At 70.0% G+C, this 14009-nt stretch carries 12 protein-coding genes and 1 pseudogene; 2 read left to right on the top strand and 11 right to left on the bottom strand.

All coding sequences use genetic code 11. The features are described 5' to 3' along the window. Positions 1-125 precede the first annotated feature (125 nt). Both pafA and ACWEQO_RS28335 read right to left on the bottom strand, forming a co-directional pair. Positions 126-1487, bottom strand: a complete 1362-nt coding sequence (gene pafA / locus ACWEQO_RS28340) for a Pup--protein ligase (protein WP_361462850.1) — start codon at positions 1485-1487, stop codon at positions 126-128. Positions 1488-1496: 9 nt separating this feature from the next. Further along, the gene (locus ACWEQO_RS28335) at positions 1497-2756 is read right to left on the bottom strand and encodes an MFS transporter (protein WP_452985725.1); all 1260 of its coding nucleotides are present in this window, start codon (positions 2754-2756) and stop codon (positions 1497-1499) included. A gap of 162 nt (positions 2757-2918) precedes the next feature. On the opposite strand from ACWEQO_RS28335, the gene ACWEQO_RS28330 reads away from it, so the two are divergent. Continuing rightward, the gene (locus ACWEQO_RS28330; protein ID WP_361462855.1) at positions 2919-3935 is read left to right on the top strand and encodes a LacI family DNA-binding transcriptional regulator; all 1017 of its coding nucleotides are present in this window, start codon (positions 2919-2921) and stop codon (positions 3933-3935) included. A gap of 65 nt (positions 3936-4000) precedes the next feature. On the opposite strand, the gene prcA is transcribed toward ACWEQO_RS28330, so the two are convergent. The 6 genes and pseudogenes from prcA to arc all read right to left on the bottom strand — a co-directional run bounded on the left by prcA (position 4001) and on the right by arc (position 9875). Next, positions 4001-4774: a proteasome subunit alpha gene (prcA, locus tag ACWEQO_RS28325; protein WP_361462909.1), complete on the bottom strand. Its 774-nt coding sequence runs from the start codon at positions 4772-4774 to the stop codon at positions 4001-4003. Between the two features lie 70 nt (positions 4775-4844). After that, positions 4845-5690: a proteasome subunit beta gene (gene prcB, locus ACWEQO_RS28320; protein ID WP_361462912.1), complete on the bottom strand. Its 846-nt coding sequence runs from the start codon at positions 5688-5690 to the stop codon at positions 4845-4847. Further along, a pseudogene (locus tag ACWEQO_RS28315) lies at positions 5642-5833 on the bottom strand (endonuclease domain-containing protein); the annotation flags it as partial. The pseudogene ACWEQO_RS28315 and the gene prcB, both read right to left, overlap by 49 nt. 122 nt (positions 5834-5955) lie before the next feature. After that, positions 5956-6174, bottom strand: a complete 219-nt coding sequence (locus ACWEQO_RS28310) for a ubiquitin-like protein Pup (protein ID WP_053128307.1) — start codon at positions 6172-6174, stop codon at positions 5956-5958. Positions 6175-6362: 188 nt separating this feature from the next. Next, positions 6363-7874 carry a depupylase/deamidase Dop gene (gene dop / locus ACWEQO_RS28305; RefSeq protein WP_361462916.1) on the bottom strand — a complete coding sequence of 504 codons (1512 nt, stop codon included), beginning with the start codon at positions 7872-7874 and terminating at the stop codon, positions 6363-6365. Between the two features lie 234 nt (positions 7875-8108). Next, the gene (gene arc / locus ACWEQO_RS28300) at positions 8109-9875 is read right to left on the bottom strand and encodes a proteasome ATPase (protein WP_361462919.1); all 1767 of its coding nucleotides are present in this window, start codon (positions 9873-9875) and stop codon (positions 8109-8111) included. 245 nt (positions 9876-10120) lie between these two features. On the opposite strand from arc, the gene ACWEQO_RS28295 reads away from it, so the two are divergent. Continuing rightward, positions 10121-10426: a ferredoxin gene (locus tag ACWEQO_RS28295; protein ID WP_361462921.1), complete on the top strand. Its 306-nt coding sequence runs from the start codon at positions 10121-10123 to the stop codon at positions 10424-10426. Between the two features lie 89 nt (positions 10427-10515). Here ACWEQO_RS28295 and ACWEQO_RS28290 read toward each other — a convergent pair whose 3' ends face one another. The 3 genes from ACWEQO_RS28290 to ACWEQO_RS28280 form a co-directional block, all read right to left on the bottom strand. Next, positions 10516-11103 carry a hypothetical protein gene (locus tag ACWEQO_RS28290; RefSeq protein ID WP_452985724.1) on the bottom strand — a complete coding sequence of 196 codons (588 nt, stop codon included), beginning with the start codon at positions 11101-11103 and terminating at the stop codon, positions 10516-10518. A gap of 224 nt (positions 11104-11327) precedes the next feature. Continuing rightward, positions 11328-12230, bottom strand: a complete 903-nt coding sequence (locus ACWEQO_RS28285; RefSeq protein WP_361462926.1) for a tRNA (adenine-N1)-methyltransferase — start codon at positions 12228-12230, stop codon at positions 11328-11330. A 57-nt stretch (positions 12231-12287) separates the two neighbouring features. Then, entirely contained in the window at positions 12288-13811 is a 1524-nt protein-coding gene (locus ACWEQO_RS28280; RefSeq protein ID WP_452985723.1) for a site-2 protease family protein, read from the bottom strand. Between the last annotated feature and the right edge of the window lie 198 nt (positions 13812-14009).

Raw genomic sequence — 14009 nt, 5'->3', positions numbered from 1 at the left:
TCGTAATCGTTGATCCTGTGGGTGGCGTCCGCGCAACTCTACGGCGTGAGAAGGGCGCCGCACTGAGTAACGTGCGACGCCCGTGTGGTGTTCCGCGGTTCACGGGATCCGCGGCACACCCCCTCTCACATACCGGCGATCAGCTTCTCCACCCGCTCGTCCACCGACCGGAACGGATCCTTGCACAACACCGTCCGCTGCGCCTGGTCGTTGAGCTTGAGATGGACCCAGTCGACGGTGAAGTCCCGCCGCTGCTCCTGCGCCCGGCGGATGAAGTCACCGCGCAACCGCGCCCGGGTGGTCTGCGGCGGAACGGACTTGCCCTCGAAGATCTTCAGATCGTTGCAGATCCGGGCGGCCTGCCCCTTCTTCTCCAGCAGGTAGTAGAGACCACGACGGCGGTGGATGTCGTGGTAGGCGAGGTCTATCTGCGCGACCCGCGGATGCGACATGGTCATGTTGTGCTTGGCCCGGTACCGCTCGATGAGCCTGTACTTCATGACCCAGTCGATCTCGGTGTCGATGCGGTCGAGGTCCTCGGCCTCGATCGCGTCCAGCGTACGGCCCCACAGTTCGAGCACCTGCTCGACGGTGCCGGTGCGGATACCGCGACGCTCGCAGAAGTCCAGCGCCTTCTCGTAGTACTCGCGCTGCACCTCCAGTGCGGAGGCCTCCCGGCCGCTCGCCAGGCGGACCTTGCGGCGGCCGGTGATGTCATGGCTCACCTCACGGATCGCCCGGATCGGGTTCTCCAGGGTGAGGTCGCGCATCACCGTGCCCGCCTCGATCATGCGCAGCACCAGATCGGTGGCCCCGACCTTCAGCAGCATGGTCGTCTCGGACATGTTCGAGTCGCCCACGATGACGTGCAGCCGGCGGTAGCGCTCGGCGTCCGCGTGCGGTTCGTCGCGCGTGTTGATGATCGGCCGGGAGCGGGTCGTCGCCGAGGAGACGCCCTCCCAGATGTGCTCCGCCCGCTGACTGACGCAGTAGACGGCCCCACGCGGCGTCTGCAGCACCTTTCCGGCACCGCACAGCAGCTGGCGGGTCACCAGGAACGGGATGAGGATGTCCGCGAGTCGCGAGAACTCCCCGTGCCGTGCCACCAGATAGTTCTCGTGGCACCCGTACGAGTTGCCCGCCGAGTCGGTGTTGTTCTTGAACAGGTAGACGTCGCCCGCGATTCCCTCCTCGTGCAGGCGTCGTTCGGCGTCCACCAGGAGCCCTTCGAGAATGCGCTCCCCGGCCTTGTCGTGCGTGACCAGCTCGGTCACGTTGTCACATTCGGGTGTGGCGTATTCCGGATGCGACCCCACGTCGAGATAGAGACGGGCGCCGTTGCGCAGAAAGACATTGCTGCTTCGGCCCCATGACACAACACGGCGGAAGAGGTACCGCGCCACCTCGTCAGGAGACAGGCGCCGCTGTCCCCTGAACGTGCACGTGACGCCGTACTCGTTCTCCAGCCCGAAAATGCGGCGGTCCATGACTGAACATTACGCCCGATCCCCTGAACCCAAACGAGGTTCGAGGGCACGGTTCGGATCATTTTCCGAACCGACCGCAACGACCGCCCCCCGAACGGCAACCGCCAATACCCTTCCGGTGGAAATCAAAACCAGCAGAGCCACGGCTCCCGCGGCGGCCGGAACCGCGAATCCCCACTGCGCGCCGCCCGCCTCGACCACCGGGCCCGCCAGGCCCGTTCCCACCGAGGCGCCCACCGTGAACATCGTCACCAGCCACGAGAACGCCTCGGTGACCGTCCCGGCCGGCGCGTGCCGGTCCACCAGCACGAAGGCACAGGCGATCACCGGGGCCAGGAACACGCCCGCGAGCACCGTGAGGAAGGTCATCGCCACCGCGCCCGGCATCAGTGTCAGCGGCAGGTAACACACCGCCAGAAACGCGACCAGCACCTGAAGTCGCCGCGCCGGCTCACCCGCCCACTGCCGCGCCCCGTACGCCGCACCGCCGACGAGCGCGCCGAAACCGAGTCCCGACATCAGCCAGCCGTACACGTGGTCGCCCCCGTGTGCGTCCGCGTACGGCACCGACGCCACCGTGATGGCCCCCATCGCGATGCCGACGAACAGGAAGGCGCCCAGCAGCGCCAGCAGCCCCGGCGAGCGCAGCGCGCCCAGCCAGTGCGCCTCACGCGGCGCCGACCGCCACGCGCGCGAGGGCGCCGACACGACCACGGACAGGGCGCCCAGCACCCCCAGCACGTTCAGCACCAGCAGCGCGGCCTGGGGCGACCACAGCGAGGCGCACACCGTCACGAGCAGCGGCCCGACGGTGAACATGACCTCCTGCGCCACCGCGTCCATCGCGTACGCCCGGTGGATCTGCTCCTCCCGGTGCAGCACCGAGGACCACAGGGCCCGCAGCCCGCCCTCCAGCGGCGGCGTGAACAGCCCCGCGGCGGCCACCGACGCGTAGGCCGCGGCCCGCGGCTCGATCCCCACGAAGGCGAAGACCGCCATCGCCAGCGCCGACAGCACCGCGGCCGGCAGCTGCACCCGCGGCTGTCCCCGCAGGTCCACCAGGCGCCCCAGCACCGGCTGGCCGACCGCGTTGGCGACGCCGTACACCGCCGCCAGGGCGCCGGCCAGACTGTACGAACCGCCCTGCGCGCGGACGAACAGCACGATCGCGATGGCCGCGGTCGCGTTCGGCAGCCGTCCCACCAGGGTGCCCACCAGCAGCCGGGTGGCGTGCCGCGCCCGGAGGATCTCCAGGTATCCCGTGGCCATGCCGCGCCTCCACTCACCACCGGCGTCCACCGGATTCATCGACGTTGTACGTATAACCAAGGCCCTCATACGTACCATGTCGGCTGTTCACCAGTCCAGACGAAGCCCACACGCAGCCCACACGCAGCCCAGACCCAGCCCAGACGAAGGAGCGGCCCCACGGTGGCCCGAGCCCAGACCCGCCCCACGAGCAGGGACGTCGCCCGAGCCGCCGGCGTCTCCCAGGCCGCCGTGTCCCTCGTCATGGGCGACAAATGGCGCGGCCGCGTCTCGGAGGCCACCGCACAACGCGTACGCGACGCCGCGCACCGCCTCGGCTACCGCCCCAACCTCGCCGCCCGCAACCTGCGCCTCGGACACACCCGCACCGTCCTCCTCGTCGTCCCCGCCCTCACCACCGAGTTCTTCGCCGGCGTCTACACCGGGGCCGCCCGCATCGCCGCCCAGCACGGCTTCGGCGTGGTCCTCTACCCCTCGCCCGAGGGCATCGGCCCCGCCCGCAACCCCTTCGCCTCGGCGCAGGCCGCGCTCGACGGCGTCATCGCCTCCTCCATGGCCGCCGACGCCCTGACCGACATCCGCGGCGACCAGCTCCCCCTGGTCATGCTCGACAGCGATCCCGAGAGCAACCCGGGCGCCGCCACGGTCAACCTCGACATCGCCGACGGCATCCGCCAGATCACCCGCCACCTCGTGGCCCTGGGCCACCGCAGCTTCCTGCACCTGGCCGCCGACGTGCCCTCCTGGACCTTCGAGGTACGCGCCCGTGAACTGACCGCCCGACTGGCCGCGACCCCCGGCGCCACGCTCCGCACGGCCCGCTCGCCCATCTCCATCCACGGCGCCGTCACCGCCGCCCGGGCCGCCCTCACCGGGCCCGGCCGCCCCACCGCCGTCATCTGCGACGACGACCAGCTCGCGGCCGGCGCCTACAAGGCGGCCCGCCGCCTGGGCCTGCGCATCCCCGACGACCTCTCCGTCACCGGCTTCGACGACCTGGCCCTGGCCACGGCCCTCGACCCGGAGCTCACCACGGTCCGCCTCGACGCGGAACTCTTCGGCGAACGCGGCATGCAGACCCTCCTCGCGGTCCTGGACCGCCGCGAGCCCGAGGCCGGGGACATCCCCGTCCACCTGGTGCCCCGGGGCTCGACCGGCCCGGCCACCGCACACCCCTGAAACGGAAAGGCGACGGGGCGGGGGCCGCCCCCGCCCCGTCGCCGACAGGCCCGCTCCGAACGCGCCTACTCCTCGCCCCCGGCCCCGGTCTCCGTGTCCCCGTCGGCGTCGGCCTCCGCCTCGGACGCCGTCTCCGCGCCACCGGCCTCCAGCAGCCGCGCCAGCTGCCGCCCCGTGATCCGCCGGAACTTCCGCTGCTGCGGCCGCGTGCGGTCCAGCACCGCCACCTCCAGCCGCTCCGCGGGAATCTCCCGCTCACCGCCGTTGGTGTCCCGCGACAGCGACTGCACCGCCAGCTCCAGCGCCTGGGCCAGCGTCATCCCGTCCCGGTGGCGCTGATCCAGGTACCCGCTGATCTGCTCCGCGTTGCCCCCCACCGCGACCGATCCGTGCTCGTCCACGATGGAACCGTCGTGCGGCAGCCGGTAGATCTGGTCGCCCTCCGGGGTCTCCCCGACCTCGGCCACCACCAGCTCCACCTCGTACGGCTTCTCCGCCGCACTCGAGAAGATCGTCCCCAGCGTCTGCGCGTACACGTTCGCCAGGCCCCGGGCGGTCACGTCGTCACGGTCATAGGTGTAACCCCGCAGATCGGCGTAGCGCACACCGCCGATCCGCAGGTTCTCGTACTCGTTGTACTTGCCGGCGGCCGCGAAGCCGATCCGGTCGTAGATCTCGCTGAACTTGTGCAGCGCCCGGGACGGGTTCTCACCGACGAACACGATGCCGTCGGCGTACTGCAGCACGACCAGGCTGCGACCACGGGCGATCCCCTTGCGGGCGTATTCCGCCCGGTCGGCCATCGCCTGCTGGGGTGAGACATAGAACGGCGTCGACACGGGTCAACCGTCCCTTTCTGTCGAAGTCACTGGATGGGGGTGGAGGTCCCTCGGCATCGAACCGCCCGCCCTACAGCAGCGAGGCCCGCGGGCCGTCCGGCTGCTCCAGCCGCCGCTCCAGCACGGACCGGGCGATCCCGGACGCCTCGTCCTCGGAGAGCCTGCGGTAGCCGTCCTCGGTGATCACCGTGACGATCGGGTAGATCCGCCGGGCGACATCGGGACCGCCGGTCGCCGAGTCGTCGTCCGCCGCGTCGTACAGGGCCTGCACGACCAGTGTGGTCGCCTCGGTCTCGCTCAGGTCGTCCCGGAAGAGCTTCTTCATGGCGCTGCGCGCGAAGACGGATCCGGAGCCGGTGGCGGCGTAGCCCTGCTCCTCCGAGCGCCCGCCCGTGACGTCGTAGGAGAAGATCCGCCCCTTCTCCCGGTCCGTGTCGTACCCCGCGAACAGCGGGACCACGGCCAGGCCCTGCATCGCCATCCCGAGGTTGGAGCGGATCATGGTCGACAGCCGGTTCGCCTTGCCCTCCAGGGACAGCTGCGTCCCCTCGACCTTCTCGAAGTGCTCCAGCTCCAGCTGGAACAGCTTCACCATCTCCACGGCGAGCCCCGCCGTACCGGCGATGCCCACCGCCGAGTACTCGTCCGCCGGGAACACCTTCTCGATGTCCCGCTGGGCGATGACGTTGCCCATGGTGGCCCGGCGGTCACCGGCGAGCACGACACCCCCGGGAAAGCTCACGGCCACGATCGTCGTGCCGTGCGGCGCCTCGACCGCTCCCTGGAGCGGCGGCAGCTTCCGCCGCCCCGGCAGCATCTCGGGCTGGTGATCGGAGAGGAAGTCCATGAAGGAGGAAGACCCTGGCGTCAGGAAGGCGGCCGGCAGCCGCCCGGTGCTAGGAGTGTTGGCTTCCACGAGGTTCCCTCCAGATAGGCGGCAGCCCGACGAATGGCGTCGGGATCGTCTCCCAACTTGCCGATGGCCGAATTGCAGTTGATGCACGGTACGCCACGGACCCTACCCGTCTTGCGGCAGTGATCCACATGTATGGCCGGGGCATTCCGCCACCGGCGAAGGCCGCCCGCGGTGCGGACCGACGCACCGCGGGCAGCGTTTCACCAGCTACTCCCCCGTACCCACGACCCTGAGCCGCGACCTTCGAAACGAAGGTCGATCCGGCCTACTGGCCGCCCTTTTGAACGAAGGACCGTACGAAGTCCTCGGCATTCTCCTCAAGCACGTCGTCGATCTCGTCGAGTACGGAGTCCACGTCGTCGTTCAGTTTCTCCTGGCGCTCCTTGAGGTCCTCGGAGGCCTGCGCGTCCTGCGCCTGCTCCTCGACCTCCTCCGTGGAGCGTGTGGCCTTCTGCTGCCCGCCGCCGGTGTCCTTCGTTGCCATAACCCTCACCCCGCTCAGCTCGCCCGACATGGTCGGCATTGCGCCGATCAGTGTTGATCAGACCCTACAAGCCTGGTCCGACCGTGCCCCCGTACTTGCTCCAACGTACGGGGACCGTCTCGATGATTCCCGGCTCCGGGGTCTTCCACCCCGCCTGGCCGGCCCCTCCCGGGTTCCCGGATCGTGGTTCAGTTCCCGGACAACACCCTGACCAGGTCTTCTGCCGTGCGGCAGCGGTCCAGGAGCTCCTTGACGTGATTACGCGTTCCGCGAAGCGGTTCCAGGGTTGGGACGCGCTGGAGCGAGTCCCGGCCCGGCAGATCGAAGATCACCGAGTCCCAGGAGGCCGCCGCCACATCGTCCGCGTACTGTTCCAGGCAGCGTCCGCGGAAGTAGGCGCGGGTGTCCTCCGGCGGCTTCGTCCGGGCCCGCTCGATCTCCCTCTCGTCCAGCAGCCGCTTCATGCGGCCGCGGGCGACCAGACGGTTGTAGAGCCCCTTGTCGGGGCGTACGTCGGCGTACTGGAGGTCGACGAGGTGCAGACGGGCGGCGTCCCAGTCCAGGTCGTCCCTGCGCCGGTAGCCCTCCATGAGTTCCCGCTTGGCGACCCAGTCCAGCTCGCCGGCCAGGCTCATGGGGTCGTTCTCCAGGCGGTTGAGGGTGTCCTCCCAGCGGGCCAGGACGTCCTTGGTCTGGTCGTCGGCGTCGGCCCCGTACCGTTCCTCGACGTATTTGCGGGAGAGCTCGTAGTACTCCATCTGGAGCTGGACGGCGGTGAGTGTGCGGCCGCTGCGGAGGGTGACGAGCCGTTTCAGGGTCGGGTCGTGCGAGATCTGGTGCAGCGTCCGTACGGGCTGGTCGACCGCGAGGTCCACGGCGATGAAGCCGTCCTCGATCATCGACAGGACGAGCGCGGTCGTGCCGAGCTTCAGGTAGGTGGAGATCTCGGACAGGTTCGCGTCGCCGATGATCACGTGGAGCCGGCGGTGCTTCTCGGCGTCGGCGTGCGGTTCGTCGCGGGTGTTGATGATGGGGCGCTTCAGCGTGGTCTCGAGGCCGACCTCGACCTCGAAGTAGTCCGCGCGCTGGCTGAGCTGGAAGCCGTGCTCGTGCCCGTCCTGGCCGATGCCGACGCGGCCCGCACCGGTGAAGACCTGGCGGGAGACGAAGAACGGGGTGAGGTGGCGGACGATGTCCGAGAACGGGGTCTCCCGCCTCATCAGGTAGTTCTCGTGGGTGCCGTAGGAGGCGCCCTTGTTGTCGGTGTTGTTCTTGTACAGGTGGATGGGCTGGGCCCCGGGGAGCGCCGCCGCCCGCTCCGCGGCCTCGGCCATGATGCGTTCGCCGGCCTTGTCCCAGAGGACGGCGTCGCGGGGGTTGGTGACCTCCGGGGCGCTGTATTCAGGGTGCGCGTGGTCGACGTAGAGTCGCGCGCCGTTGGTGAGGATGACGTTGGCCAGGCCGATGTCCTCGTCGGTGAGCTGGCTGGCGTCGGCGGCCTCGCGTGCGAGGTCGAAGCCTCGTGCGTCGCGCAGCGGGTTCTCCTCCTCGAAGTCCCAGCGGGCCCGGCGGGCCCGGTGCATCGCCGCCGCGTAGGCGTTCACGATCTGGGACGAGGTGAGCATGGCATTGGCGTTGGGGTGGCCGGGGACGGAGATCCCGTACTCCGTCTCGATGCCCATTACTCGCCGTACAGTCATGCGGCCCTCCTTGCCCGGCGGCGTCCCCGGTCGGGGGCGCTGCTCAAGTACCGCTGGCGCTCCGTGCGTGTGCGGTGCCCGTCCCCGCACTGCGCGACTCGGCGGTACCGAAGAGCCTAGAACGCCTTTGCGCTGGTGGGGAGATCATTTGCCTCTTTGCCGTGTTCCCGGTCGTCTCCCGGAAAGCAGTCGGCTGCGGGTACCCGTCGAGGGCACCCGCAGCCGCCCTGCTTTTTACAGGTATTGACCGGTGTTTGCCACCGTGTCGATGGAGCGTCCCGTGTCCGCGCCCTGCTTTCCGGTGATGAGGGTGCGGATGTAAACAATCCGCTCACCCTTCTTACCGGAGATTCGGGCCCAGTCGTCGGGGTTGGTGGTGTTGGGCAGGTCCTCGTTCTCCTTGAACTCGTCCACACATGCCTGGAGCAGGTGGGAGACGCGGAGACCCTTCTGGCTCTTCTCGAGGAAGTCCTTGATCGCCATCTTCTTGGCGCGGCCGACGATGTTCTCGATCATGGCGCCGGAGTTGAAGTCCTTGAAGTAGAGGACTTCCTTGTCTCCGTTGGCGTACGTGACTTCCAGGAAGCGGTTCTCCTCGCTCTCGGCGTACATCTGTTCCACCGCGGTCTGGATCATGCTCTGGACCGTCATGCCCCTGTCGCCGCCGTGCTCGGCGACGTCGTCGCCGTGCAGCGGGAGGCGCTGGGTGAGGTACTTGCCGAAGATGTCCTTGGCCGCCTCGGCGTCCGGACGTTCGATCTTGATCTTCACATCGAGCCGGCCGGGCCGCAGGATGGCGGGGTCGATCATGTCCTCGCGGTTGGAGGCGCCGATCACGACCACGTTCTGCAGGCCCTCCACGCCGTCGATCTCGGCGAGGAGCTGCGGGACGATGGTGTTCTCCACGTCGGAGCTGACGCCGGAGCCGCGGGTGCGGAAGAGGGATTCCATCTCGTCGAAGAAGACGATGACGGGGGTGCCCTCGCTGGCCTTCTCACGGGCCCGCTGGAAGACCAGGCGGATCTGCCGCTCGGTCTCGCCGACGTACTTGTTCAGCAGCTCGGGGCCCTTGATGTTGAGGAAGAAGCTCTTGCCGGCGGCCTGGCCGGTGACCTCGGCGACCTTCTTGGCCAGCGAGTTGGCGACGGCCTTGGCGATGAGCGTCTTGCCGCATCCGGGGGGCCCGTAGAGCAGTACGCCCTTGGGCGGGCGCAGTTCGTGCTCCCTGAACAGGTCCGGGTAGAGGTAGGGCAGCTCGACGGCGTCGCGGATGGCTTCGATCTGGTTGCCGAGGCCGCCGATCTGCTCGTAGCCGATGTCGGGGACTTCCTCGAGGACGAGCTCCTCGACCTCGCTCTTCGGGACGATCTCGTAGACGTACCCGGAGCGGGGTTCGAGCAGGAGGGCGTCACCGGGGCGGATGGTGATGCCCAGCAGGGGTTCGGCGAGCCGGACCACCCGCTCCTCGTCGGTGTGGCCGAGGACGAGGGCGCGTTCCCCGTCCTCGAGGATCTCCTTGAGGGTGACGATGTCACCGACGCGCTCGAACTCCATGGCCTCGACCACGTTGAGCGCTTCGTTGAGCATCACTTCCTGGCCACGCCGGAGCTCGTCGAGGTCGACGCTCGGGCTGACGTTCACCCGGAGCTTTCTACCGCCGGTGAAGATGTCGGCGGTGCCGTCCTCGTTCGCCAGGAGGAAAACCCCGAAGCCGGCCGGCGGCTGGGCCAGCCGGTCCACTTCCTCCTTGAGGGCCACGATCTGGTCGCGGGCCTCGCGGAGCGTGCCGGCGAGTCGTTCGTTCTGGGCGGACACGCCGGCCAGGTTGGTCTGCAGCTCGACGATCCGCTCTTCGAGAATCCTCGTGTGTCGCGGAGAGTCGGCGAGCTTGCGGCGCAGGACGGCGATCTCCTGCTCGAGATAGGCGATCTGCCCGGCCGGGTCGTCGGACCCGCGTCCCGGGCGGATGCCGCGGTTCATGTCGTCGTCGTGGGCTGCCACGGTCCTCACCTCCTCCAAGGGGAGCTGGACGCTTCCAGACCCTACCTGGGCGGGTGTCGATTGAAACCCCTAGATCACAAAGACGGTCGGGGTGTGTCCGATCTTCACCCTTGCGCTCTCCCTCACGCCAGGGGAATACCCACCGAGGGTGACGGGAACCCCGGCGGAGGTAGGGTCGATATGTTCAACACCCGTCGGAGCTGGCCGGATTCCCGTTCGGCCCGACGCGAAAGACGGCAGGGGAGATGAGCGTGCAGCAGGAGGCCGGGGTCGACGCCGAGGCCCTGGAGGTCTGGATCGACCAGGACCTGTGTACCGGTGACGGCATCTGCGCGCAGTACGCGCCCGAGGTGTTCGAGCTGGACATCGACGGCCTGGCTTATGTGAAGGGCCCGGACGACGAGTTGTTGCAGGCCGAGGGGGCGACGGCGCGGGTGCCGCTGCCGGTTCTCGCGGATGTGGTCGACTCGGCGAAGGAGTGTCCGGGCGAGTGCATCCACGTGCGGCGCGTGGCCGACGGCGTGGAGGTGTACGGCCCGGACGCCGGGTGACCGCTTCGACGCCTTCCGTCACCACTGTCCGGCCTCCCGGAATTCTCCGGCTTCTCGGGTGGTCGCCCTCACCGCCCGGAGCGTGTGGTTCACACGCTCCGGGCGTCGGAGGGCGCGGAGCGGACGAACGCACCGTCGTCCCAGTGCCACTTCAGGCTCTTGCGCACGTCGGGGCAGCAACTGGGTACGTCGGAGGACGAGTAGCCGAGGAGCGCCGCGGTGATCTCGCCGTCACGCACGGCGAAGTCGTCCACGTTGGTGCGGTCCTTGGGGTCGACGAGGGTGGCCACCACACGTGGTGCGCCGCCTCCGGCGGCCTCGGTCAGGACGTACATGCCGTCGGGCGGGGTGCCCATGGGTGCGTCGCAGTGGACGACCGCCACGGTCTCGGGCCGTCCGTCGCCGTCGAGGTCGCCGGCCGCCTCCTTCTTGACCACGGCCCGCACCGGACCGCACTCGATCGGGAACTCGACGTCCGCGGGGTCCGGCGGGGCGATCTGCACCGGGGCGCTTTTGGTCCGCGGGGTCTGCGGATCGGGTGTCTGGGCCGCGGTCGCGGCTCCGGGCTGCAGCAGGCCGGAGAGCGCCACGACTCCGGCGACGGCCGTGGCGGTGGCCACCCAGTGGATCGGGCGGGTGTGCGTGTGGGCGAGTTCCGGAACGGCGGATGACTGCACGAGGAGTGTCTCCTGTGAGGGCTGTGCCGGTGGGGGTGGCCAGCATCGTGCCACACGTCACAGTGCAGGGGAACGCCGGGGTGCGCGGTTGCGGTGCGGGGCCCCGGAGGACACCGGCCGCCGTCGCGTCAACATGAGGGCGCCGTGGCGCAGTTCCCGGTGCGGTCCGGGAACTGCGCCACGGCGCCGGTGCGTTGTCGTGGGACGGTTCGTGGCGGAACGGGTCAGCGGGCGGTGCCCGCCTCGGCGTTGGGTCCCGAGTAGTCCTCGCCGTAGGCGCCCTTGGCGGGGCGGCGTCGGCGCATGGGGGGCTCGACCCCGTCGGCGAGGCGGCGGGCGGTGAGCAGGAAGCCGGTGTGGCCGATCATCCGGTGGTCCGGGCGGACGGCCAGTCCCTCGATGTGCCAGTTGCGGATCATGGATTCCCAGGCGGTCGGCTCGTTGAAGGAGCCGATCTCGCGGATGGACTCGACGGTCCGGGCGAGCTGGGTCGTGGTCGCGACGTAGCAGCAGAGGATGCCGCCGGGGACGAGTGCCTTGGAGACGGCCTCCAGGCATTCCCAGGGGGCCAGCATGTCGAGGACGACGCGGTCGACGTCGGTGTCGGACAGGTTGTCCTGGAGGTCGCCGACGGTGAGCTGCCAGGCGGGGTGCGGGCCGCCGAAGTAGCGCTCCACGTTGGCCTGGGCGATCTCGGCGAAATCCTCGCGGCGTTCGTAGCTGTGCAGCATGCCCTGGTCGCCGATGGCGCGCAGCAGGAAGCTGCTGAGCGAGCCGGAGCCCACGCCTGCCTCCACGACGCGGGCGCCGGGGAAGATGTCGGCGAAGGCGAGGATCTGCCCCGCGTCCTTGGGGTAGACGACGGCTGCCCCGCGGGGCATGGACAGGACGTAGTCGGGGAGCAGGGGACGCAGCGCGAGGTAGGCGACGTTCCCGGTGGTGCGGACAACGCTGCCCTCGGGTGCGCCGATCAGTTCGTCGTGGGGGAAGGAACCCTTGTGGGTGTGGAAGTTCTTCCCGCCCTCGAGCGTGAACGTGTAGTGACGGCCCTTGGGGTCGGTCAGCTGTACCTGGTCCCCGACCTTGAAGGGCCCACGGCGGCGGGCGGCACCGGTCGGTTCGGACATGTGACCAGCCTACCGGTCCCGCCGTGGGCCCCTGACCACCCGAGGGCGGGGCGGCCGTCAGGCGGGGCGGGCCATGGCCTTGACGAAGGCCCGCTCGACGTCGGCCGCGGACAGGACGCCGTAGATCTCGCCGGTGGCCTCGACGACCAGGTACTCGGTGGCGGGAGCGGCGCGCAGGGCCTCGAGGAGGTCCTCCCCCGCGAGCTCGGCCGAGACGCGCATGCCGTCGGTGAGGTCCTGGGCGAGTCCGCTGACCGGGACCCAGGGGCGGCGGTGTTCGGGTACCCCGACGATGGCGGCCTCGCGCACCAGGGAGAGCGGGGCGCCGTCGGGTCCGACGACGACCAGGGCCCGGGCCCCGGCGGCGTTGGCACGGCGCAGGGCCTCGGAGAGCGGGGTGTCCGTCTCGACGGGCACCGCGCGGCGGGTGAGGGCGCGGGCGCGCAGTTCGGGAAGGTGTTCGCGCAGGCGGGCCATGCGCAGGCTGTTGCCGGCGCCGGTCCAGATGATCGCGGCGAGGATGGCGGCGAGCAGCGCGTCGAGGACGGTGTCCATGCCGACGCTGTCCTCGGCGGCGGAGCCCAGGGCTCCGGACTGGGTCAGCAGGGGAAGGCCGATCAGGACGGAGACGGCGAGGACGCGGCCCACCCAGGCGGCGGCGACGGTACCGCTCATCGGCTTGCCGGTGAGTTTCCAGACGACCGCGCGGAGCATGCGTCCGCCGTCGAGAGGGAGGCCGGGCAGGAGGTTGAAGACGGCCACGATGAGGTTGGAGATCATCAGGCCGGCCAGCAGGACGCCGGGGACGGAGCTGGGTTCGACGGCGAGCAGGGCGACGTAGAACAGGCCGGACAGGACGAGGGAGAGCAGGGGGCCGACGAAGGCGAGCACGAACTCCCGCCCGGGGGTCTCCGCCTCCTTCTCGATCTCGGAGACGCCGCCGAAGAACTGGAGCTGGATGCGGCGCACCGGCAGCTTGAAGCGGAGGGCGGCGAGGGTGTGGGCCAGTTCGTGGACGAGTACGGAGGCGTAGAAGGCGACGGCGAAGAACAGTGAGACCAGATAGCTGGCGGCGCCGAGTTCGGGCAGCACGCGGTCGATCTGGCCGCCGAACACCCAGGTGATCAGGATGGCGACGAGGAACCAGCTGGGGGCGACGTAGACGGGCACGCCGAAGGGGCGTCCCATCAGCAGTCCACCGCGCTGCTGCTCCGGGGGACGCGGTGCGGTCCCCTGGCCGGATCCGGAGTGGGCGAGGGTGCGCTCGGTGCCGTGGGGCTCGGCGGGCCGACTCGACTCGCCGGGCTCCCCCGGACGGTCCGGGCCGGGAGGCTCCGCGGGTTCCCCGTTGCGGGGCGCGGTCCCGGTGTCCGTCGGAGTGCCGCCGGTCCGTGACGGGGCGTCGCCGGAGGCCGACGGATCACGGTCGGCGGTGTGCTCGTCGGGGGTGCTCGGGGTGGTTTCGGGCGGGTCGAAGCGGCCCCCGTCCGTGGGGGGTGCGCCCGCCGGGGCCCCCCCGGGGCGCTCGGCCGACTCGTCGTTGCCGGATCGCGGCTGCCCGCGTCCGCCGCTTGCGTCCACCGGTGTCCCCTCGTCGCTGCGTTTCCCGTGCCTGCCGGACGGGAGGGTCTGGTATCGATGGTATGCGGCCGTCGCCACACGTCTCGCCTCGGCACCCCTGTCCCCCCCCATTACCTTTTTCGTGGCCCCGCAATGGGGCTCCCGGCCTCTGGAGCCGGCATGACTGGTCCCCCCTGTCGAACGCATGGCCCGGGGGGT

The sequence above is a fragment of the Streptomyces sp. NPDC004051 genome (genome assembly GCF_053604275.1).
This window is presented reverse-complemented; position numbering and strand designations above follow the sequence as displayed.